At 65.8% G+C, this 22,255-nt stretch carries 16 protein-coding genes, 2 tRNA genes and 1 riboswitch; of the genes, 14 read left to right on the forward strand and 4 right to left on the reverse strand.

Going from position 1 to position 22,255, the window contains the following annotated elements:
- Positions 1-71: 71 nt before the first annotated feature.
- Complete coding sequence (gene serC, locus HMPREF9006_RS08350; RefSeq protein WP_009213168.1) at positions 72-1,196, reverse strand: phosphoserine transaminase; 1,125 nt, start codon at positions 1,194-1,196, stop codon at positions 72-74.
- 174 nt (positions 1,197-1,370) lie between these two features.
- Here serC and HMPREF9006_RS08355 point away from each other — a divergent pair, with 174 nt between their 5' ends.
- From HMPREF9006_RS08355 to HMPREF9006_RS08380, 6 genes are all read left to right on the forward strand, one after another.
- Positions 1,371-2,045, forward strand: a complete 675-nt coding sequence (locus tag HMPREF9006_RS08355; RefSeq protein ID WP_034232344.1) for a metal-dependent transcriptional regulator — start codon at positions 1,371-1,373, stop codon at positions 2,043-2,045.
- Between the two features lie 263 nt (positions 2,046-2,308).
- Positions 2,309-2,447: riboswitch (cyclic di-AMP (ydaO/yuaA leader) on the forward strand.
- Between the two features lie 2 nt (positions 2,448-2,449).
- Positions 2,450-3,202 carry a C40 family peptidase gene (locus HMPREF9006_RS08360; protein WP_202812224.1) on the forward strand — a complete coding sequence of 251 codons (753 nt, stop codon included), beginning with the start codon at positions 2,450-2,452 and terminating at the stop codon, positions 3,200-3,202.
- 134 nt (positions 3,203-3,336) lie between these two features.
- A complete protein-coding gene (locus HMPREF9006_RS08365; RefSeq protein WP_034231554.1) occupies positions 3,337-4,269 on the forward strand; it encodes a universal stress protein in 933 nt (310 codons plus the stop codon).
- Between the two features lie 168 nt (positions 4,270-4,437).
- Positions 4,438-4,510 (forward strand) — tRNA-Arg (locus HMPREF9006_RS08370).
- Positions 4,511-4,736: 226 nt separating this feature from the next.
- On the forward strand, positions 4,737-8,921 hold the full coding sequence (locus tag HMPREF9006_RS08375; RefSeq protein WP_009213172.1) for a hypothetical protein: 4,185 nt from the start codon (positions 4,737-4,739) through the stop codon (positions 8,919-8,921).
- Complete coding sequence (locus tag HMPREF9006_RS08380; RefSeq protein WP_009213173.1) at positions 8,914-9,135, forward strand: hypothetical protein; 222 nt, start codon at positions 8,914-8,916, stop codon at positions 9,133-9,135. Before HMPREF9006_RS08375 ends, HMPREF9006_RS08380 begins: the two co-directional genes overlap by 8 nt.
- Positions 9,136-9,219: 84 nt before the next feature.
- Here the strand turns inward: HMPREF9006_RS08380 and mscL are convergent, their stop codons facing one another.
- Both mscL and HMPREF9006_RS08390 read right to left on the reverse strand, forming a co-directional pair.
- Positions 9,220-9,627, reverse strand: coding sequence for a large conductance mechanosensitive channel protein MscL (mscL, locus tag HMPREF9006_RS08385; protein ID WP_009213174.1), 408 nt, complete (start codon positions 9,625-9,627; stop codon positions 9,220-9,222).
- Between the two features lie 304 nt (positions 9,628-9,931).
- Entirely contained in the window at positions 9,932-10,564 is a 633-nt protein-coding gene (locus HMPREF9006_RS08390; RefSeq protein ID WP_156794409.1) for a 5-formyltetrahydrofolate cyclo-ligase, read from the reverse strand.
- A 40-nt stretch (positions 10,565-10,604) separates the two neighbouring features.
- Here HMPREF9006_RS08390 and HMPREF9006_RS08395 point away from each other — a divergent pair, with 40 nt between their 5' ends.
- From HMPREF9006_RS08395 to HMPREF9006_RS08415, 5 genes are all read left to right on the forward strand, one after another.
- Positions 10,605-11,528, forward strand: a complete 924-nt coding sequence (locus HMPREF9006_RS08395) for a UTP--glucose-1-phosphate uridylyltransferase (protein ID WP_198002553.1) — start codon at positions 10,605-10,607, stop codon at positions 11,526-11,528.
- A 4-nt stretch (positions 11,529-11,532) separates the two neighbouring features.
- Complete coding sequence (locus HMPREF9006_RS08400) at positions 11,533-12,759, forward strand: molybdopterin molybdotransferase MoeA (RefSeq protein WP_009213177.1); 1,227 nt, start codon at positions 11,533-11,535, stop codon at positions 12,757-12,759.
- On the forward strand, positions 12,756-13,454 hold the full coding sequence (locus tag HMPREF9006_RS08405; RefSeq protein ID WP_009213178.1) for a GNAT family N-acetyltransferase: 699 nt from the start codon (positions 12,756-12,758) through the stop codon (positions 13,452-13,454). The genes HMPREF9006_RS08400 and HMPREF9006_RS08405 overlap by 4 nt, the downstream gene beginning before the upstream one ends.
- A 145-nt stretch (positions 13,455-13,599) precedes the next feature.
- Positions 13,600-14,583, forward strand: coding sequence for a hypothetical protein (locus HMPREF9006_RS08410; protein WP_009213179.1), 984 nt, complete (start codon positions 13,600-13,602; stop codon positions 14,581-14,583).
- Between the two features lie 409 nt (positions 14,584-14,992).
- Positions 14,993-15,065: transfer RNA gene (locus tag HMPREF9006_RS08415), tRNA-Ala, on the forward strand.
- Positions 15,066-16,276: 1,211 nt separating this feature from the next.
- On the opposite strand, the gene HMPREF9006_RS08420 is transcribed toward HMPREF9006_RS08415, so the two are convergent.
- Positions 16,277-18,280: a GmrSD restriction endonuclease domain-containing protein gene (locus HMPREF9006_RS08420; protein WP_009213180.1), complete on the reverse strand. Its 2,004-nt coding sequence runs from the start codon at positions 18,278-18,280 to the stop codon at positions 16,277-16,279.
- 193 nt (positions 18,281-18,473) lie between these two features.
- Here HMPREF9006_RS08420 and HMPREF9006_RS08425 point away from each other — a divergent pair, with 193 nt between their 5' ends.
- The 3 genes from HMPREF9006_RS08425 to HMPREF9006_RS10450 all read left to right on the forward strand — a co-directional run.
- On the forward strand, positions 18,474-19,382 hold the full coding sequence (locus HMPREF9006_RS08425) for a fructosamine kinase family protein (protein WP_009213181.1): 909 nt from the start codon (positions 18,474-18,476) through the stop codon (positions 19,380-19,382).
- Between the two features lie 281 nt (positions 19,383-19,663).
- The gene (locus HMPREF9006_RS10445) at positions 19,664-21,145 is read left to right on the forward strand and encodes an Eco57I restriction-modification methylase domain-containing protein (RefSeq protein ID WP_009213182.1); all 1,482 of its coding nucleotides are present in this window, start codon (positions 19,664-19,666) and stop codon (positions 21,143-21,145) included.
- A 21-nt stretch (positions 21,146-21,166) separates the two neighbouring features.
- A partial coding sequence (locus HMPREF9006_RS10450) for an ATP-binding protein (protein WP_156794441.1) occupies positions 21,167-22,255 on the forward strand: 1,089 nt, incomplete at its 3' end.

Here is a 22,255-nt window from a genome sequence, read left to right on the forward strand (position 1 = left end):
AGCGGGCGCGCGGCTTCGACGCGAGGCGGCACGCCCACCCCGGTTCCTTCGTCAGCGCCAGGCCGACAGGCTCACAGGACGCGCTCCAGGCAGTAGTCGATGCACTCCAGGAGGGCCTCAATATCGCTGGCTTCCACGCTCGGCCACGTCCCGATGCGCAGCTGGTTGGCGCCGACACCCCGATAGGCGCCGATGTCGAGGATCCCGCTTGCGCGCAGGTGGTTCGCGAGCGCGCTCGCGGACACATCCGCGTCGATCTCTATCGTTGCCGTCACCGGCGAGCGCCACGCCGGGTTGGCGACGAAGGGGTGGGCGGCCATGTGAGAGTCTGCCCACCGGTAGATGAGGGAGGAGGAATGCTCGCAGCGTGCGTGTACCTGCGCCATGCCACCCAGCGCGTTGAGCCAGCACACCTGCTGCTGCGCCATGACGATCGTGGCGATCGCCGGGGTGTTGAGGGTCTGGTCCTTCCGGGAATTGTCGATGGCTGCGCCGAGGGAGAGAAACTGCGGGATCCACCGGCCATCGGGGGAAGCCTCGATGGAGCGGGCGCGTGTGATGGCCTCGGGGGAGAGGACGGCCACCCAGAGACCGCCGTCGGAACCGATGGCCTTCTGCAGCGAGAAGTAGTAGGCATCGACCTGCCTGAGATCGACCGGTGAGGCTCCCGCGATTGACGTGGCGTCCACGAGGGTCAGCGATCCCGGAGAGGGCACCCGATAGACGGGGGAGGCCACCCCCGTCGAGGTCTCGTTGTGCGGGTATGCGTAGGTGTCGACGCCGTCGGCGGGTGGGCGTGGGGACAGCGTGACGAGCGAGCCGGGGGGCGCCTCGTCGAGGAGGGGAGAGCGCAGATGAGGGGCGCGCGAGACCTCGTCGGCAAACTTGGCGCCGAAAGCCCCCCACGATCCGAGCGATGCCTGTGAGCGGATAAGGGTGGCGCACGCGACGGCCCAAAATGCCGACGCCCCTCCGTTGCCCAAGACGATCTCGTAGTCCTCGGGAACGTCGAGGAGGGTGCGCAGACCTTCCTTGAAGGATGCGACGACGTGACGCACGGGGGTGGCGCGATGCGAGGTACCCATGAGGCCCGCGGAGAGCGCCTCAAGCTGCGCCTGGCGCACCTTGGAGGGGCCGCAGCCGAAGCGTCCGTCGGCGGGCAGGAGAGCCGGGGGGATGTCGGGGAAAACCACCATGATTCCAGCCTAGCGCCCCGGGACGGCCTATTTCCATCATGCTCATTGATCGAATTGCCTTGTGAGAACAGAGGAAGGCAAGTCTACTTTTTCGCGTCATCGTGTCACTGCGTGTTACTTCAAGAAAGGTCGTCCTATCCTGAGGGGGCGATATGCCATATGAAGGAGGACGTCGTGGCAGACCTGATCGACACCACCGAGATGTACCTCAAAACCATTCTCGAGCTTGAGGAGGACGGGGTGACGCCTCTGCGCGCGCGCATCGTCGACCGCCTCGGGCATTCGGGGCCGACGGTTTCCCAGACGGTCGCGCGCATGGAGCGTGATGGGCTCCTGCATGTGATGGGTGATCGGCGCCTGGAGCTGACCGACGAGGGGCGCTCGCGGGCGACCGAGGTCCTGCGCAAGCATCGCCTGGCCGAACGCTTGCTCCTCGATGTCGTGGGCTTGGAATGGGCACAGGTGCACGACGAGGCGTGCCGCTGGGAACATGTGATGAGCGATACCGTTGAGGCTCGGCTCATTGAGCTCCTGAAGGATCCCAGCGTGGACCCCTACGGCAATCCGATGCCGGGCATGGGGGGCGGCGTCGCGCACTCCGCCGAGCTTGCTGTGCGCTCCCTGGAGGTGGGGGCGCTCACCATCGAACGCATCGGCGAGCCGATTCAAGCCGACGCGGAATTGCTGGCGGCCTTTGACGAGCTTGGGTTGCGTCCCGGCGCTCGCGTCGGGCTCTCGGCTCACGGCAACGTGGTGAGGGTCGCCGCCCTGGATGAGGCCGGTGACGTGAGCGGCTATCTGACGATCCCGATGGCGTTGGCGGCCCACCTCTTCGTCTCCGGACAGTAGGGGGAGCGTCGAACCGATCGACGAGTCGAGGCCGGGGCCCTATGGGGTCTCGGCCTTCGTCGTGCGACGGGCTGATGTCTCGGATTCTGGACCGGTATCGGGCGAAATGAGGGCCGTGGTTGGCATGAAAATGTGGGGAAAAGGTTACGGAAACGTCACGGTGAATGTGAGTGATGTTATCAGAACGTGACACTGACCGGGCGTGCGGGGTATAGTTGGCAACGGTCATCAGACCGCCCGCCCATTCGGTGCCCGAAGTGAGACGACGAATGGTGCGGAAATACCGTCTCACGCGGGGAACCCACATGCGGCTCCTCGGAGCCTCGGGGTGAAGCTCGCATTGCGAGCCGGGCCTCCCGCCCGAACCCGACAGCTAACCTCGCAGGGAAACTGGGAGAACATGAGTGAAGACTACTAAGCCTGCTCCGCGTCACCGCCTGGCGCGTCGCCCCCTGACCGATTCGATGGTCGACGGTGTGAACACCGCTGGGGCCGTCCGACCCATTGCTTTCGCGTCGGCCGCCGGTGTTGCGCTGACCGCCATTGCCGCGGGCGTTGCGAACGCCGCCCCGGCCACCCCTCAGTCCGAGCCGCAGAGCACGGACCAGAACACGACGACCGTCGCCGTTGATGACGTGACGACCGTTGAGGTCCCGGACATCGCGTGGACCGCAGACGATGATGCCGCTTCAACGACGACCGCAGAGGCCCCCAAGGCGCCGGCCCCGGCCGCCACCTCCGCCGCAGACGAGTCTGGCTCGGCCGCCTCCCGGTCCGAGACGCGCGGCGACGCGACCTCGACGGACAACTCCGCTCGCCAGGCCGCGCTGAACGCGGCCGGCGGTGACATCGTCTCGGTCGCCCTGGGCCTGACCGGCATCCCCTACGTCTACGGCGGCGAGTCCCTCGCTGGTCTCGACTGCTCCGGGCTGGTGAAGTACGCCTACGCCGCTGCCGGCATCAACCTGCCGCACTCCTCGTCGGCTCAGGCCGCCGGCGGCACCATCGTGTCCAACCCGCAGCCCGGCGACATCGTGTCCTACCCCGGTCACGTTGCCATCTACATTGGCGGCGGCCAGATGGTCGAGGCCACGGTTCCCGGCCGCCTGTCGCAGATTTCTCCGGTGCGCGCTGGCGCGACCTACGTGCGCTACTGAGCAACGACTCGACATTCGACTGTCGCCGCGGTCCCTTGGGCTGCGGCGACAGTCGTTTTCTGTGCCGGTTGGGCTTTCGTCGGTCGTTAAAATACGGCACAATAATAGGTGACTGCCACCACGAGGAGGACATCATGAGTTCTACCGAAGTCATTCTGGTCGGTGTCGATGGCTCGACGGAGAGCCTGGCCGCCGTCACCTGGGCCGCTGATCGCGGCGCGCGCACCGGGGCGCGCATTCACTGCCTGTGCACCTACGCGCTGGCCTCCTACTCCGCCGCCGCGCTGGACGGCGGATACGCGGTACTTGATGACGAGGCCCTGAAGGCGGGAGCCGAGCAGGTCGTCGAGGAGGCGCAGGCGTTGGCCCGCAAGCGGGGAGCGACCCACGTGTCCGGCTCCACCGAGCCTGGAGATCCGGCCGGAGTCCTCATCGACTTTTCCGCCGAGGTCGATCTCATTGTCGTCGGGTCGCGAGGCGGCGGAGGTTTCGCCGATCGACTCCTGGGGACCGTCTCCTCCGCCCTGCCGGCACACTCGAAGTGCCCGGTCGTGGTGGTCCCCCGTCACACGTCGGGCAAGAAGTTCACCCCCATTGAGCGCATCGTCGTCGGCGTGGACGGTACCGATCAGCCCTCCAGCGCCCTGAGGCGGTCGATCGGAGAGGCTCGCCTGTGGGGAGCCAGGCTCACCGCGGTCTCCGCCGTTCCGATTGCCGTCGGCCCCTCCGTGATGACGTGGACCCCAACGGGAGTGGACCATTCTGCCCTGCTTGCTCAGGTGCGCGAGGGGATGGACGCGGCCATCAAGGCTGCGCTTGACGGCGAGGATATGCACGTGTCGAGGCACGCCCTTGACGGCTCCGCTGCGTCCCTCCTCATCGAGTTCTCAACGGCCGTCGACCTGGTCGTCGTGGGCACGCGCGGGCGTGGTGGCCTGGCGGGCGTCCTCCTCGGCTCGACCTCTCAGACCGTCCTGGGGCATTCCACGTGCCCCGTCATGGTTGTTCCATCCGCCCACCTCGGGGAGGCGGAAGCGTCGGTGCACACCCCCTGGGAGCGTCGCTGATCGCACCCGGCGAAACGGCCGGAGTCTCACCCGAGGTTCCGGCCGTTGACGCGTCCGGCGCCTGGCGCCGCCCGAGGGCCGCTCCGTGCGTGACGTAACGCCCGTAGGCGACGGTGAGGGGGCGCTCGCGCGCTCACTTTGCTACAGTGGGCGCGGACAGCTTGTCACGCCCTCGTAGCTCAGGGGATAGAGCACCGCTCTCCTAAAGCGGGTGTCGGACGTTCGAATCGTCTCGGGGGCACTGGTAGACGAAGCCGTGCGCAACGCGGCGGCTTACCTGGTGACCGCCATTGCGGTCCTCTGTTGGGGGTGTCGGGCGTGTCGGTCGGAACCGTCCCGGAGTGCGTCGGCCTCATCCTCATGCGGGTGTGCTTGGCGCGTCGGCGCCGTCGCAACCATTTCGGTCGTCGACCCGTTTCGGGCGCGCCGCAGCGTGGATTGGCTCCGCCCTGCCGTAGGGTGGAAACGTGGTTCCTAGTATCTTCTCGCGCCGTCCCGCACACGAGTCGCAGGCCACCAAGGCCTCGTCGACGTCGACGCACCCGACCTCCCTCGTCGGTCAGGCGCGCGCCGCGTGGCGTGCGCGCCTGGACGGCGACATCGCGCGTGACGGAGCGTCCCTGCCGACGCTGTCCCTGACCGGCGCCCACCCCGGCGGACTCGCCCAGCTGTACACGGAACATCCCGTGCGCCTGAGCCTCCTCATCCGCGAACCCATCGCCCTGGGACGCGCCCTCGAACGCGCGCGCGCAATCATCGCCCGCTCGGAGGAACGCGCGGCCACCCACGGAACGGGTCCCGTCCACCTGGGGATAGGAACCGCATCCTGGCGCGCCGATCATGCGACCATCACCGTGCCCGCCCTCCTGCGCCCCGTCCGCCTCGTGCGCCGCGACGACGACGTGCTCATCGCCATGGGACACGGCGCGCTCCTTGCCCCCGAACTCGCCGCCGCCCTGCGCGAGCGCGGCGAGGACATCGACGGCGACGCAGTTCTCGCCGAGGCCAGCGGCGACCACGGCTTCTCATCGTCGCAGGCAATGGCGGTCCTGCATCGCCTCGGAGCTCGGCTGCCCCACTTCGAGATTCGCGACGAGCTGGTCGTTGGCCTGTTCATCCATCCCGCCTCGGCGCTCGCCTCCAGCCTCGACCAGGACGTGAGCGCCCTGGAGGACTCGGTCATCATCCGCGCTCTGGCCGGCGACCAGGACGCGCGTGCCGACCTGGCGCAGGCCCCCCGGACCAACCCGTGCGACCGAGATCCCTGGGCGGAGAAGGGCGTGGGGGACCTGCTTCCCTCCCAGCAAGATGCCGTCGAAGCCGCAGCGGAGGGGCACAGCGTTTTCGTCGACCTGCCCGCACACACCGACGACGCATCGGTCGTGGCGGCGATTCTCGCGGACGCCGCGGCGACCGGCCGCTCCGTCCTGCACGTCTCGACCTCGCCCTCCCGGTCCATCGCCGCCTACTCGCGGCTGGACGAGGTGGGGATGTCCGACATCGTCGCCAACATTGACGGCTACTCGGATGCCCGCAAGGCGCTGGCCGACCGCGTGAAGAAGGCAATGGAGGACACCGCCCCCGTCATCGACCAGGAGAACGTGGATGCGATGCGCGCCCGCCTGCGCGAGGTCCGCTCCGCCCTCGCAGCTTACGCGTCGGCACTGCACGAGCCCTTCGGGCGCTTCGGGGTATGCGCGGCGGATGCCCTGCGCGCGCTCACGGACCTCACCACCGGAGACAACACGCCCACGACCCGCGTGCGGCTCAGCGAGCAGGCGCTCTACGATATCGCGGTCGACCAGGGGGAAAGCGCGCGGGCGCTGCTGCGGGAGGCCCTGCAATCGGGCAAGCTCGTCGTCGACCACTCCTGCGCATGGTCCCGCGCGATCGTGACGTCCGACGAGCAGGCCAGCGACGTGCTTCTTTGCGTGGACCGGCTTTCGAAGACCCTTCCGCAGCTGCGTGTACACATCGCGTCGGTCGCCGGCGAGGCCGGCATCAAGCCGGCGGGCACCCTCGCCGAGTGGGACCGCCAGCTGACCATGTTCGACGGGATCGCGGATGTCCTGGATGTCTTCCAGCCGCGCGTCTTTGAGCGCAGCGCCGCGGACATGGTGATTGCGACGGCGCCGAAACAGTGGCGCAAGGATCACGGCATCTCCATGGGGCGCTCGGAGCGCACACGCCTGGTCAAGCAGGCCCAGGATCTCGTGCGCCCGGGAGTGCACGTTCCCGACCTGCACAGAGCCCTCATCCGCGTCCAGGAGCGCCGCGACGCATGGTGCGCCGTGTGCGGTGAGGACTCGTGGCCGATCCTGCCGGCCCGAATCGGCGAAATCTCGACGCTGACCGACTCGGTGCGCGACGACCTCGACGCGATCGCGCCCGTCTTTGCCGCCGAAGAACCGGACCTGGTGGCGACACACCTGCAGCGCCTCACGAGCCTCATCGAGCGGTGGGCGTCTGACACCTCGGCCGCACGCGAGGTGCCCGCGCGGCTGGCGTTGCGTTCCCGACTCGCCAAGCGCGGCCTCGACGAGCTGGCTCAGGACCTGGCCGACCGGGGCGTGGACGAGGACGCCATCGACACCGAGCTCGACCTGGCCTGGTGGGCGTCTCTGCTGCGCGCCATGCTCAGCGCACGGCCCGCGCTGGGCGGTATGGATCCGGCGGGGCTGGAGAAACTCGCTCGCGAGGGCCGCGAGCTCGACGAAGCGCAGGTCGCCTCCCTGGTCCCGCAGGCGATCACTGGCGTGCGCAGGATTCGAACGAACGCGCTCGCGGCGCGCGCCGACCAGTACGAGGAACTGCGCGACCTCCTGGGGGGCGAAGCCATTCCCAGCGACCTGGAGCTTCTCACCTCCTTCCCGCTCGTGCGCCACCTGCTCCCCGTACTCATGACGGTTCCCTCGATGGTTCCCGTCCTCGCTCCGCCGGGGCGCACCGTCGATCTGGTCGTGCTCGACGGGGCCGACGGCCTTCCCCTGGCCGAACTTGCGCCGATCATCGCGCGGGGACGCCAGCTCGTCGTCATTGACGACCTCGCGGCCTCCCGCGACGGTGGGGCGACGCGCGAGCTGGCGACGATCCTGCCGATTGTCCGCGTCGAGCCCGGCCCGCGTCGCCTCAACGACCAGGTAGCCCTGCTGCTGGCCCGATACGGCTACGAGCACGCGGGCATTCCCGTGCCCTGGACCGCGGCGAACGCGCCGGTGAGCGCCCGCTGGGTCGATGCCAGCGGCATGCCCGCCCCCGGAGCGCACGCGGTGGAATCGACCTCCGCCGAGGTGCACGCCGTCGTCGACGCCGTCATCGAGCACGCGGTAGAGTCACCCGAACGCTCCCTGGCGGTCGTGGCGCTCTCCGAGCGGCATGCCCAGCGCATCAGCGAGGCTCTTGAGGCGCTGCGCAGCCACGAGCCGGGCTTGGCCTCGTTCTTTGATCGCGGCACCCCGGAACCCTTCGTCGTCGTCGGCCCCAACGACGTCGTCGGCCTGACGCGCGAGTCGATGATCCTCTCCGTCGGCTTCGCCAAGACTCCCCACGGCCGCGTCATCCACGACTTCGGCGTGCTCTCGACGGAGGGGGGCGCGGATTGCCTGGCGGAGGCGCTGCGCGTCGTTCGCGGCGACCTGACCCTCGTGTCCTCGCTCCACAGCGCCGACGTCGATCGGGATCGCCTGAGCCACGAGGGATCGCGCATGCTCGTTGACCTCATTGAGATCGCCGAGGGACACGCGGGGGAGGGCATGGATGCGTGGCCGGTCGTCGCTGGAGAACCCGACCGCCTCCTCGTGGATCTGGCCGACCACCTCTACTCCCGCGGCCTGGAGGTCGTCGCGAACGTCGGGATTCCCGGCGGCATGCGCGTCCCGTTGGCGATCGGGCACCCCGACTCGCCCGGACGCCTCCTTGTCGCCGTCCTCATGGACGACGAGGAGTATCTGGCGGAACCCAGCCAGCGCGTGCGTGACCGCGCCCGTCCCCGCTGGCTCGAAGCCCAGGGGTGGACGGTGCACACGGTTTTGTCGATGGCCCTGTTCATCGACCCCGACAGGGAATCCGCGGCGATTGTCGATAGGGTCCTCGACGCGCTCGACGCCCTGCGCTCCGGCGAGGACGAGCCCGTCGTGGACGTTCCCGAGCGCGTGCTCGACGACGAGGAGACCGAGGAAGCGATCAACGACACCGACGAGAGACCCGAATCCGACGGCGCCGACACGACCGCCGGTGGTGAGCGGGGCTCGGGTGCCGGGGAGGCGAGCGCCCCCCGCCTGCCCATGCTGGATGAGGAGCTTGACGAGGAGTCTCAGCGCCGCCGCAAGGCGGACGAGGATACGACCGGCATGCTCCTGGCCATCAGGCGCAGGGAGCGGGCCGGTGAGCAGGAGCGTGGTCCGCGCCCGGCCATCGCAAAGGGGCTTCCGTTGGCGGCGTATTCGGATGATCAGCTGGACGAGATGGCGGCATGGGTGCGCTCAGACGGCGTTGAGCGCACGGATCTGGAGACCGCCGAGGAGCTTCGTGACGCCCTGGGCATCACGCGCCGGGGCTTCCAGTCCGACGCCGTCCTGGGAAATGTCGTGCGCCGCACGAAGCCCGGTGCAGCGCAAGACGCTGCCCCCGCCGAGGAGGGCTCCGATGAGTGAGGCCTCGCCGCGCAGGCGTCGCCGCGTCGCGCGTTTCGTCTCCGACGTCGATCGACGCCTGATGGACGAGGGGCTCGCTCCCTCGTGGGAGGATCGCGTGCGTCCCGAGGATATTCGCCCGGGCTCGATGGCGGACTCCTCCGATCGCGGCGACGGGGCCAACGACGCGCGGCTCCTGGACAATGTTCCGCCGCACAGTCAGGCGCGCGCCTAGCCTCCATCCGGTGAAAATGGGGGTGGGGCCGATGCAGCGCATCGGCCCCACCCCCATGCCCTCCCGCAGGAGAGGAAAGAAGTATCAGTGGCGCGGGCCGCCCTGGGCCAGGGCGTCGCGGATCTCGGTCAGGAGCTTGACCTCGTCGCTCTCCTCCTTGGCGGCGTCGGCTGCATCGTCGGCGGCCTGCTTCTTCATGCGCTCGTTAAGGGCGTTCATCGGGACGATGATGCACAGGTAGAGCGCCAGGGCCATGAGGAGGAAGTTGATGACCGCGGTGATCAGGACGCCGAACTTCACGTCGGTGCCGTTGAGCGTGAGGATGAAGGCGTCCGAGAAGTCGGGCTTGCCGATGACGGCCGCGATGAGGGGGTTGATGATGCCGTCAACGAGGGCGTCGACGATGTTTTTGAAGGCGGCACCGATGATGACACCGACGGCCAGCTCGACGACGTTACCGCGAGAGATGAAGTCCTTGAATCCCTGGATCATGGGTTCTCCTGTGTGAGTGGTCGGCGCGAGCCGACAAGTCTGAGCGCCGAGTGGACTCGGCGTGGCGGCCTGGAGCCGCCGAGGAACGCGCGCCTGATGGGCGCTCGGGTACCGTGAGAAACAGTAGGGGGACGTGCGGCGCGAATACAGAGGGACGGGGGTAATGTTCGTCGCAGTTCCTTATAATGCGGTCAGAAATCCGCGCTGTTGGGCGGAAAACCCCGCGATGAGATGTCGGCGACAAAAGTGGGCATGGCGTGCTAGGTGGCCGCGTCGCCGCTCGCGCCGTCCCTTCTCTCGCCCCCTACGAGCGTGCGATGTCGATGACGCGTGTCGGCGTGATGATTGCGTCGACGCGCACGTCGTGTTCCTCCCGGGGAATCGACCCGGGGGCGAGGACCTCGTCGTCGAAGACCACGGCGGCCACCGGGGCTAACGGCGCCCGGTGGGGGAGCGTGCGGTCATACCAGCCCCCGCCCTGGCCCAGCCGCGTCCCGTCGAGGGACACCGCGAGTGCGGGAACGACGATGAGATCCGCCTCCCCAATGGCCCGAGCGGGCAGGGGCGTCGTGGTGGGTTGGGCGGGCTTGCCCGGTGGGTGCGCGAGCGGGCCGCCCTCCCAGATGCCCCAGCTGGGTTCGGCAAGCTCGCCTCCGGCCTCGCTGATGAGAACGGGCAGGAGCGCCCGTGGAAAAAGGGGGAGCGTGAGCGACAGGTCTGGCTCCAACGGGGTGGAGACGAACAGGGCCGGTAGGGTGGTCCCGCCCAGCGATGAGGCGAAGGCGAGCACCCGGCCCGCGATTCCCCGAGCCTCGGCGAGGTCTCGAACCGGAATCGGCGCGGAGCCAGAGGCCTCAAAAGGGCGTGAATCGGCGTCGCGGCGCCTTCCTCGCCGCCTGCGTCGAGCCTCGGCCCGAAGGGCTGTTTTTGTGGTCATCGTCTCCCTTTCGGGTCGTTTATTCGCTACGCTGTGCAGTATGTCAAAGAAAAAGCAGCCAGTAGTGCACGCCGTTGTTCCCTCTGCCGGTCGCGGAACCCGCTTCCTGCCGATCACCAAGTCGGTGCCCAAGGAAATGCTACCCGTCGTTGATCGTCCCTCGATCGAGTACATCGTGCGCGAAGCAACGGACGCCGGAATCGAGGACATCCTCTTCGTTACCCGCGCGGGCAAGCAGTCCATCGAGGACTACTTCGATGCCGAACCGGGCCTCGAGGCGGACCTCGAGAAGGCGGGCAAAGAGAAGGCTCTCGAGTACGTCAACGAGTACAAGAAGTACGCCCGTGTCCACTCCGTCCGCCAGGGCCATCCCCTGGGCCTGGGGCACGCAATCCTGCAGGCTAAGTCCCACGTCGGTGACGCCCCGTGCGCCGTCCTGCTTCCCGACGACCTCATGGAGCCGGGGTCGCAGCTGCTGCGCAAGATGATCCAGGTGCGCGGCGCGCTGGGCGGAACGGTGGTGGCCCTCCTCAAGGTTACCCCCGAGCAGGCGACGGCCTATGCCTCCACCGCGGTCGAGCCGCTGCCCGTCCCCGAGGGAGTCGACCTCGAGGAGGGGCAGCTCATGCGCATCACGGACGTCACCGAGAAGCCCCCGCTCGACGAGGTCAAGTCCGAGTACGCGGTCGTGGGCCGCTACCTCCTCGATCCGGCGGTGTTTACCGCCCTCGAAAACATCGAACCGGGCGCCGGAGGTGAGTATCAGCTCACAGACGGGTACGCGCGCATGATTGACCTCCCCGAAGAAGCGGGCGGGGGGTTGTACGGTGTAGTCATTGACGAGCGTCGCTTCGATACCGGGGACAAACTCGGCTACCTCGAGGCCAACGTTACGCTCGCCCTTGAGGATCCGGCGCTTGGAGCGGAACTCAGGGAGTTCCTGCGCTCCAAGCTAGAGGACTGAACACATGCGTAGCGTTGCCGACTTCTACCAGGATTGCATGGCGTGCGCCGATGCCCTCCCGCCCCTTGACGTCAAGCTCGCGGATGCGGTGAGCTGCGTGCTCGCAGAGGACGTGCAGGCCCCCTTCAACCTCCCCGTCGTCGACCTGGCGGCATGCGACGGGTACGCCGTGCGCATCCGGGACTGCGAGGGGGCCAGCCTGGAGAAGCCGGTGACGCTTCCCGTGACGGAGGAGATTCGCGCGGGAGCCGTCGATCCCGCCGCCTTGGTCCCCGGAACGGCGATTCGCATCGCGTCGGGCGCGCCCCTTCCCACCGGCGCCGAGGCCGTGGTCTCCCTGGAGTTCACGGACCACGGCGTCGCTCAGGTCGCGCTGCGCACAAGCCCCGCGGGCGGGGAGAACATTCGCCGTCGCGCGGAGGACGTCGCCCAGGGGGACACCGTGCTGCGCTCCGGGACCCGCATTGGTGCCCGCCAGATGGCCCTCCTGGCCGGCGTGGGCCGTGATCGCGTCCTGGTGCACCCGCGCCCGCGGGTCGTCATCATCTCCATCGGGGATGAGATCGTCGAACCGGGTGGCGAGGCGCGCCCCGGTACCGTCTTCGACGCAAACGGACACGCCCTCGCGACGGCGGTTGCCGACGCCGGGGCGCAGACCTTCCGGGTCGCGGCGGTCCCCGACGAGCGTGCGCGCCTGCGCGAAACCATCGAGGACCAGCTGGTGCGAGCCGACCTCGTCCTGACGACGGGGGGAATCTCCTACGGCAGCGGAGACACCGTCCGCGAGGTGCTGGGTGCCCTGGGCACCGTCCGCTTCGACAACGTCGCCGCGTGGCCCGGACACATCATGGGCGTGGGAACCGTCGGCGGGCAGGACGGGCGCGCGGGCACTCCCATCGTGTGCCTCCCGGGCGACCCCGTGTCCGCCCAGGTCTGTTTCGAGGTCTTCGTGCGCCCCGCCCTGCGCCACATGCAGGGATGGACCGGCGTCAACCGTCCCGTGGTGCGCGCGGCCGTTGATCGCTCGTGGTACTCCCCGCGAGGTCGTCGCGAGTTCGTGCGCGTGCGCCTCACCGGGACTCCTCGCTCGGGGTACAGCGCGGCAGTCATGGGGACACCCGCGTCCCTTCTGCTGTCGGCGCTCGCGGACTCCAACGCGCTGGCCGTCGTTCCCGAGGACGTGACCACCGTTCGGGCCGGAGATCTCCTCCAGTGCCTGGTCCTCGAATGAGGCGCCTGTTCTCTCGGCGTAGCCGCGTGTGGGGTCGTGACATCGACATGCTCACCCTGAGGGTGAGCGACCCTGTGGGTCGAGGGTTTCTGCGCTCGGGCTCGGCGGCCAATCCCGTGCCGCGCGAGCTTGTGATCCGCCCCGTCCAGGGGGAGGAACATCGCGCGCTCGATGCGGTGCGTCGCGCCGACGGCCACTGGCTGCGCCGCTGGGAGGCGACCCTGCCTCCCGATAGCCTCGAGCACGTGCCGACCTTCGCCCAGTACGTGCGCCGCGCCGATATCGACCACCGGGAGGGCACCGGGCTGATTTTCGGCGTTCAGGTTGACGGTGCGTACGTCGGGCAGTTCTCGATCTCGAACGTTCACTGGGGGGCAATGTCCACGGGCATGCTCGGCTACTGGGTCCTCAGCGAGTGGGCAGGGCGAGGCCTCGGCTCGCTGGCCGCCGCCCTCATCCTTGACCTCGTCGTGGGCGAACTCGGCCTGCATCGCGTCGAGGTATGCGTGCGCCCCGAGAACGAGCGCTCGCTGGGCGTGTGTCGAGGCCTCGGCCTCGTCGAGGAGGGGTTGCGCCCGCGCTTCATGCACATCGGTGGCGCGTGGGCCGATCACCTTGCCTTCTTCATCGATGCCGAGTCTTTGCCCGAGGGGGGCTTGGTGCGGCGACGGTGGGGGAGCTCGGCCATCGACTAGGTCGCGGCGTGGGTGGCGATGCTCGCGGGGCGCGTGTTGCGAATGTGACAACTGTTAACGACGGCGGGCCGACCAAGAGGCCCAAGAACTCGACACGCGTGCAGCGCGCGGGGGTGAAGGCGGGAAAGACCCGTACGTTGAAGGGGTGGAGATTGGTGGACTCGTTATCGCAGCGGTATTCGTCGCGCTCCTGGCGACCGTGCCGTCGCTGGTCGCGCGTCGCTCGGCCATCGCCCAGTCCCGAGAGATCGACCGTTTTTCCCCGAGGCTGCGCATCATTGACACGAATGAGCCAGAATTAGACACGTGCGACCAGGCCAGCGGAACGCTCCTGGCCAGGCGCGCAGTGACGAGCGGAGAGAGCATGCATCAGACGACCAGGGGGCGTATTCGGCCCGTCATCGACCGCCGCAATAACCAGGCGGTCCGCGATATCGCCAAGCTCCGTGCCCGCCGCGCGGCGCGCCTAGCGGCCGAAAGCGCGGCTGGCCGACGCCGCATGGTTGTCGCCGGTGTCTGCGCCCTGCTCACCGTCGGCCTCGGCATCGTCATCGCGGTGGCGTCGCTGCCCGTCGCCTGGATCCTCATTCCCGTGGTCGCTCTCGCGGCCTCCCTGGGGGCCTCGCGCGTAGCCGCCGTCCGCTCCCAGCGCGCGTCCGAACGCGAGCTTGAACTCCTCACGAAGCTGCGTGGCGACGTGCGCGGCCGCACCGCCCCTCGCGCGTCGGCCGACTCCGAGGGCTCCCGCGTTGGCGTCGGCAGCCGGGACGGCGCATCCGCTTCGGAGGGTGAGCGCAACGGCGGCGCCGCCGAGCCTTCGACGGGATCGACCTCCCTGGTCTTTAGCGTTGATGTTCCCGAGGTGGTGGAGGTCGCCGACACCCCGGCCCGCGCCTGGACGGTTGCCCCTGTTCCCGCTCCCACCTACGCGTCGCGTGAGCGCATCCGTGGGCGAATCGTCCACGCCGACACCGACCTGCGAGGCATTCCCCGCATCGCCGCAGCGGTTCCGGCCCGCCCGATCGCTGCCACCGCCCAGGCCGGAGCTCGTTCCACGGCCGAGGTCGTCGCCGACCAGGCGGTCGCCCTCGACCTGGATGCCGTCCTGGACGCGAGACGCGCCCAATAGGGGACCTCTCAGCTGCTGATGCCGCGCCGCGGACCTGAGGGCCCGCGGCGCGGTCGCATGCGCGGTGGTGGGGTCGCATGCGCGGGGGGAGGCGTGCCGCCGCGTTCCCCGGTGGCCTGCGGCGGTGGCGCATATGCGACGGTGTTGGCGTGCTGTTGCGTTCCCCGGTGGTCTGTGGGGTGGTGGTGGCGTGCTGGTGCGTTTCCCGGCGCTGCGCGCGGCGACTGTGTGCGCGGCTCCTCAGGTATGGCACGCCGTTTCTTGGTTCACCTCACGCCAGCGCGGGCCGTTGCTGGAGCTCCTGTCGGCCCGTGGAATTGCGTCTCGCCTGCGGCTTCGTCGACTCGCGCACGCGGCGGTGGTCGGCTTGCGTGGGCGCAGGCCAGGGTGCTAGACTACTTGAGTCCTTGGGGCTATGGCGCAGTTGGTAGCGCGTCTCGTTCGCAATGAGAAGGTCGGGGGTTCGAATCCCCCTAGCTCCACCGCAGGCCGACATCCGATCCGGATGTCGGTTTTTGTATGCCTGGGCGCGTTGGTGCGGCGCCTGTTGCTGTGGCCCCACGGGTGTTCCGGGCGCCTGCTGGGCCGGGCTGCTTGGTGTGCCCGTGGGCGGCGGCCCGCCCGCGAGCCGTCCGCGCCGCGAGCTTCGCCCGGCGCGTCGCCTCGAAGCCCAGTCAGGCTCAGCTTGCCGCCCACCGGCATCGTGGTCGGGCTCCTGGTCCCTCCGGCGCCCTCCGCACCGGCGGCGCCTGGCGTGCTGACGTGTGGTTCGGCGCGCCGCCATGATGCCCGGCCAGGCCCTGCCGCCGCCCACGGGCACCGCAGCCAGGCCCTCTCGCGCCCTCCGGACCCTCCGGCGCCCTCCACACCAGTGGCGCCTGGCGTGCTGACGTGTGGTTCGGCGCGTCGCCATGATGCCCGCCCTGGCCCTGCCACCGCCCACGGGCACCGCGGCCGGGCCTCGCAGGTTTTGCAACGGCTTCCAAATAGGCAGTTCTGGCTCATACACGGATAGGTTGTCACTACGTGGATAGGTTATGAGCACGCGGATAGCCTTATAACCTATCCGCAAGCCAATAACCTATCCGTCTGACCATAACCTATCCGCGAATGCGCTGATGTGCTCCCGTTGGCGCCCACGTGCCCTGCCGCCATACCCCGCGGGCAATGTGGCACCCGTCCATGATGCGACAGTGGGGATTTTTCTACATCTTGCTCGCATGCCCCCGCGAGTACCGGCGTGTCGACACAAAGATGTAGAAATTCCCCCCGTTACGTGGCGGCAGAGAACAGCTGCGATGCCCAACCTGCAAGACCCATCGGGCGGCAAGAGCCGCGAATCGGCTGTAGTGGCCTACCCATTCTGCGCTGCGGGCTGCCCTAGCACAATCGGCACCCACCGCGCGTTAACCCCTCAACAGGTGCGTGGGCGGGCCTGTCCGCGTACGCACAGTGCTAACGGGCCGACGTGCAGACAAGCGGCTATGCCTGAATTCTCGTCAGGAAGCGTCGGCGCTCCCAGCTGGCGCAGCCGCCCGTTGAGGCTGCGGCCAGGGCTCGCAGGACTCGTGGTGGCTTTCAACTGAGCGCGGCATTGTGCGACGCACCCCGAGAAGGATCGCTCCGCCCCCGAATGCCGTCCTAGAACTCATGGGAATGAGAGCACCCCGACGGCGAGTTCGATCTCAATGCTCTATGCTCCGAAGCGATCGCGGTATGTGTTCCACAGGTCGCGCAGCTTCTTGCCGTCGGACTCGCGTACGAAAACGTCGAGGGCGGCCGCGCTACCGTTGCCGGTGAGGGCACTGACGGCAGCAGAGGGCGAAGACACCTCCTGGCCGTCGGGAAGCACGATGGTTCCCTCCGGTGAGATCGTCACGACGTACACGTTGCCGAGGTTTCTGCGTCGCCACACGAAGGTGTCTCCCGGAGCGATGATCCCGGTTGCGACGACATCTGCGAGTCGAACCTGGCGGCCGCGAGCGGCGGAACGTTTATCGACGGCGGCCTCCAGATCGGCGCTGGTCAGACACGAGAGGTCGATGCCATCCGAATCACGTCGAATGTTCCAGTAGTCCAAGATGAGGCGCATCAGGTGTCGTTGGCGCTTCTCAAGGGCTGCTTCGTGAATCTCTCCCCGGTCGGACGGCAATGCGCCGACCTCGGACATGCCGACGATGGGAACCTCATGACACGCGCGCGACACTGTATCCCAATCGGGCGCCTGGTTGATGGTGCGCGACTTGAGGGTCGTGAGGATGAGGCCACCGAGGCGCTTGTTCCATGCTTGTGCGTCGATGCTCTCGTGAACGCCACGGATCTGCTTCGTTGGGAGTCCGTGCAAGACCCCCAGACTGCGCGGCAGTCCGTGAGGAAAAGACCGCTGTTCGGCAACCAGCGCGTGGTAGAGGAGGATCTTGCGAATCGAGGACTGGGGGAGTGGACGAGCGATAGTTGCGGCCGCGCGGTGGCGGATGTCGTCGGGGACGGAGCAGGCGATGTCGACCGGCTGGTCGTCTTCGATAGCGCTGATGAACCGGGTAACGGTGACGGCACGTGTCCCAGGCACGACGCGCGCCGCAACCGCCGTCCCGTACACGCGTTCGAGGGACGCAAGAAGCGCGCGGGCTTCTTCGTTGCTTCGGTTCATCCCCAGGATGTACATTGCTGCCGGCTTCCAGTCAGCTGAGTCGTAGAGTCGTAGAAGCTCCAGCGGGGTTGCGGCGGGGTGCTCGGCGAGTGGTGCCAGCGTCGCCAGTGCATAGGCCCGCGCATTGGGAATCAAAACCTCGTCGATAAACTGCTCGCCGCTCTTGGTCGTGAAGAAGGGCGTGAGTACATCCTCGGAAAAGCAGTCGATGAGGGCTCGTCTTGCGGGTGAGCGGAGCATGAGTGTCAGGAGGTGCCCGAAGAATGTGTCGGGGTTGTCGGTTGCCAGCGAGTTGATGGCGTCCTCCCAGAGGGCTGCGTAGCGTGGCCTGTTGGCGGGGGCGACGTGAGACAGAACGCGAGCTTTGAAGATATCGGTCGCTGCCAGGGGGACACCTCGGGTGTTGAGGACAGAGAAGATGCGGTGCGCGGCCTGGTAGGAATCGGTTGTCACCTCGATGAGGGAGACCTGCAGCATGAGGTACTGAACGAAGTTCTGGGTTTCCTGGGGAGGGAGGACTTCCGGATCGATGAGCGCGTCGAGAATCGCCCGCGCATTGTCGTGGATGCGACGCACGGAAGTAGGGGTCAGGCTGTTTGCCTCGACGTCGAGGAGCGAATCGATGTTGTCACCGACGATGAAGGTGTCGAAGAAGTAACGGTCGCACTCGCGGACGGAGAGGCGAGGCCTTTCGTCCAGACCCTTGATCCGTGACTCGGGGATGCTCAGGAGCTGTCCGATTTCGTCGTGTAAGCCAGCGTCGGTGCCGGCCAGGTGTCTCAGGAGCGCGACGAGGATGCACAGGGTGGTGAGGCGCTGCTGTCCGTCAATGACGTCAACGTTGTCGCCGCCTGGGTGATCGACGAGGACAATCGATCCCAGGAAGTAGTCGCCGTCGTTCGTGCGCCAGGCATCTAGCAGGTCGTTGACCAGTGCAATCGCCTGCTGTTCTTCCCAGACGTAGGGGCGTTGGAAGTCGGGGATCTGGTACTGCCTGTTTCCGGTGAGCAGCTCTTCGATGGTCTTCTGAGTCGTCGAGAGGGTCATGACGCCACATCCTCATAGTGACAGAAATTACTTCATGTGGAAGTATAACGAGATTTGCTCGGTATGCGTCCGCAGCGACGAGGCCGGGGTTCGTCCGGTGATTTGTGCGGCTATGTGGATGGCCGTATGCCTCTAGCATGGAGGGGCCGCGGGTCGTCGCGGTCGATGCGGCCGGAGTGGATGAGGAACGTCAATGGACACCATCAGGAAGAGGGACAGCCGCCGCGGGCGGATCACCTACGAGGTCGCGGGCCTCGCGTGGCTTGCCGAGGCCTCGGCCCTGGGGGTCGCCGTCGTGCCCGTCATCGACCACGGACCCACCTGGCTGGAGGAGCCGCGGCTGCGCTCCGTCGCCCCGAGCGCACGCGCCGCCGAGGACTTTGGCCGCGCCCTCGCCCACACCCACGCCGCGGGCGCCACCCACCTGGGCGCGCCACCGCCCGGGTTCGAGGGTGACGGTTGGATGGGGGAGGCGCACCTGTCCCTGCCTCGTGCTCCCAAGAAAGCCGGCAATGGCGTCGCACCTCAAATGGGGAGCAGCGTGCCCAGTGAAGCAGCTGATCCCGGATGGGCCGCGCGCGGCGAGGCAGCGCAGTACCCGGCCCCGGTCTCGTCCCAATCCTGGGGCGCCTTCTACGCGCGCGAACGTATCGCCCCCTACCTGGACGCCCCGGCCTTCAGCGCGTCCGACAGGGCTCTCATTGAGCGCCTGTGCGAGCGCCTCGAATCGGGGGCGCTCGACCACGACCAACCCCGCCTGGTCTCCGACGTGATCGCCCGGCCCGGCCCGGTCGGCGCGGCCCGCACCCACGGCGACCTCTGGAGCGGAAACGTCATGTGGACCCCCGAGGGCGCCGTCCTCATCGACCCCGCCGCGCAGGGCGGCCACGCCGAGGAGGACCTGGCGGCCCTCGCGGTCTTCGGCTGCCCGCACTACGAACGCATACTCGCCGCCTATAACGAGGCCTCGCCCTTGGCGGACGGGTGGCGCGAGCGTGTGGCCCTGCACCAGATGCACATCATCATGGTTCACTGCGCCCTCTTCGGTCGCTCCTACGTGCCCGAGGCCGTCTCGATCGCACGCCGATACGTGTACCATTAAGAGAAAGGCGACTCCAAGCGACTGATAGGATGGAAAAAACTAAAATGACGACGTGTCAAACGAAAGATTAGAGGATGGCTGAACCGAATAGCTCCCTTCGCTGCGTAGCGAATTAGATATGCTCTTCATCGGATCGTGCTGCCATTTCTGCCAGGGGTGCACATGGAATTGCGGATGTCGATTTGCCAAAACTTCAGCGACCTGCGGCACTAATTCTTTCCAAAAGAGGCCTGGAGCTCCCTGACAAGCTGAAAGCCGCACTTCTTGTGTACGGAAACGTCGTGGTACCCCCGGTTGTTCTTGATATGTTCGAAACAATGGTGGCAGTAGATCCGACGGCCAGTCTAGCCTACTTATACTCCCGAGTTGTTGCGGCGGAATATCGAAGATTCCTCGGAACATTCTTCACGCCGCGTGAATATGCGGAATCGATGGTGGAGCATTACGCGAACCAATATGATGACCCCAAGGTAGTCGTTGATGTCGGAGCAGGTGTTGGTAGTTTCTCGGAACTGGCTGCTCGCTACTGGAAAACGGCCGAAGTATTCTCGGTCGATGTGAATCCGTTTACCCTCGGCCTACAAGCAGTGGCGATGTCGCAGCGGTGCCGGTTAAAAACACGTCTCGTTCTAGGTGACTATAGAGATTGGCTCAAACAGAATTGCAAAGCCGGACCGACGTTGTATCTCGGCAATCCGCCATACACGCGTTGGCAGCTGATAGCAAAGCAGAATAGGCAACAGCTTGTTGCGGATGCTTTAGGCCTAGTCGGTCCTCTTGCGAACCTTTCAACATTGTTCTTTGGGATGTCTCTGGTGAAGCTTACTCAAGATGATGGGCTTGTTATGATACTCCCCTCCAATTGGATGCATGCGCGTTACGCGCGAGAACTTCGCGCGTGGCTGAGAAAGCAGGTCAATCGTAAAATCGTGTTAAGACGAGCCGACTCGTGGCGCTTTGATGATGCCATGGTAGACGCCGTATCAGTCGAAGTTGGTCCACAGTGTCGGGGGCTGCAGCAGATGGCAATATCGAGCTGGAAAATGGATCGCTGTTTTGCGGTGCAACGACAGGATGGAGAAAAGGCGATTCGGTTCGCAGAATCTGGAGATTCGCCAGATACCTCGTCTCGATCGGAAGTGCTACTCGAGCAGTATGCCCGCATTGTTCGGGGAACTGCGACCGGAGCCAATCGCTTCTTTATACGTGCCCCGGAGCAATGGAGAGACTTTGAGATTGATGAGGCCTATAGGACTCCTTTAGCGAGGCGTCTACGTGCGATCGAAGGGCGGGAAGAGTCTGTGCCGGATATTGCTGAGTTACTCTGTCTTGAAATGTATAAGCAAGGAGAGAACAAAAATGTTGATCTACTAATTGCGATGGGTGAAAGAGATGGTGTTGATCGTGGTTATTTGTGCTCAAGTCGGCCGAAGTGGTATGATCTCAGTAATGAGTTTCGTCGGCCCGACGTCATTATTTCAACGTTTGCGAGAGAGCGCTTTCATGTCATGGTGAACGTTGATAAGTTAGCCATTTCAAACAACCTATTTGGCCTCTACTGGAAGGAGGGGATTTGCGAGTCGCTCAAAGAGTCGATTCTGTGCTGGTTGAGATCATGCGACGGGCAAGATGCTCTCCGGCGTTGCTCATCTGAAGAGGGGTGTGGTCTCCTCCGGTTAAGTCCGCGACGAGTTGGTCTAATCAGGATTAACCGGGCAGTATGTTGTGGTACTGCTGGATCTAGCTCGAAAGAGTGCTCTTGATGCTCCAAAGGAGGCAAATCGATGACTGATGGAATGAGTTTCACCGTTGAGACGCATCTTTTGCGCGAATTGGGCGACCTTCTTGTGGGTCGTGATAGTACAGCGATCATTGAGCTTGTAAAAAATAGTTATGATGCTGATGCTACATTTGTAAGGCTTGATGCAAGTGATCTCGGTGATCCGTCTGCTGCTATGCTCACCGTTGAGGATGATGGTAATGGTATGACACTTAACCGTTTCAAGACTGCGTTCCTTCGTATTGCTGGCCGGGATAAGGAGCAAGGTTTTCGCAGGTCACCGCGTTATAGTCGTGCGTACACGGGACAAAAGGGCATCGGGCGTCTTGCAAGTCAAAAGCTTGCAAATGTTCTTCACGTTCGCAGTATTCCAAATAGTGTAGTAGCTGCTCAAGAAGACTTGGGTGTATATGCGTGCATCGATTGGAAAGTTATTGATCAGCAAGACACCTCGAATGAGTTAGAGCAGGGGCTCACTGTTGAGCCTCTGCCGGCTGCAATTAGTGCTTCTGCGGGCACGGTATTGTCAATGTCGTCGCTAAAGCGGCAATGGACACGCCTCGAAATCTCGAGGTTCGTTCATGAGGTTCGGTCAGCGCAACCACCTCCCTTTATTATGAGCGGCGATGCTAGGTCGCTTGGCCTTGTGGATGAACCGTTGTTCGGCGTGCCTTTTGCACGCCTGTCCTCCGTGAATGATCCGGGTTTTAGCATCGCTTTCATGGGTGAGTTTGAACAGGGCGATGACTACTGGGAGCAGGCTCGGTTAAACTTCAGGTGGTGCGTTGAAGTGGATGTCGAGGGCGGGCGGGCAAGAGTCCAAATTACTCCAACTGTTTCAGAAGTTAGTGATAATAGGTTTGCCCGCACATATCGTTTTGAGAAACGAACGTCGGATCAGCTCCGCTTTCAGGCGCGCTTCTTTGTGTATCCCGGCGCAAGTGCTAATCGTGGGCCACTACAAGGTTTTGTGCGAGGTGAACGCGGCATTCGAGTGTATCTCGAGGGTTTTCGTGTTCTTCCGTACGGCGATGGTTCTGATGACTGGCTAAGCATTGATCGTGACTATCGGAGTGGTTCGCGCTACTATAGT

Source organism: Actinomyces sp. oral taxon 180 str. F0310, from assembly GCF_000185285.1.
Taxonomy (GTDB): domain Bacteria; phylum Actinomycetota; class Actinomycetes; order Actinomycetales; family Actinomycetaceae; genus Pauljensenia.